The sequence below is a fragment of the Methylobacterium sp. D48H genome (assembly GCF_053345715.1).
This window is the reverse complement of the sequence record NZ_JBKFAP010000098.1, coordinates 1-401: the sequence shown is the minus strand read 5'-3', so window position 1 is coordinate 401 and position 401 is coordinate 1. Positions and strand designations below refer to the sequence as shown.

Genomic DNA, 401 nt, shown 5'->3' with positions numbered 1-401 from the left:
TCCTCGCCCACCTTCACGATGCCGCGCTCGACGCGACCCGTCACCACCGTGCCGCGGCCCGAGATCGAGAACACGTCCTCGATCGGCATCAGGAACGGCATGTCGATCGGACGCTCCGGCTGCGGGATGTAGCTGTCCACGGTCGCCATCAGCGCCAGGACCGCCTCCTTGCCGATCTTCGGCTCCTTGTCCTCGAGCGCCATCAGCGCCGAGCCCTTGGTGATCGGGATGTCGTCGCCCGGGAAGTCGTACTTCGACAGCAGCTCGCGCACCTCCAGCTCGACCAGCTCCAAGAGCTCCTCGTCGTCGACCATGTCGACCTTGTTGAGGAACACCACCAGCGCCGGGACGCCGACCTGGCGGGCCAGCAGGATGTGCTCGCGGGTCTGCGGCATCGGGCC

General features: G+C 67.3%; 1 protein-coding gene. It reads right to left on the bottom strand.

The window, feature by feature from the left end; all coding sequences use genetic code 11:
- Positions 1-401, bottom strand: a 401-nt coding sequence (locus ACLBX8_RS31650; protein ID WP_447716411.1) for a GTP-binding protein, incomplete at both ends; no start/stop codon positions are given.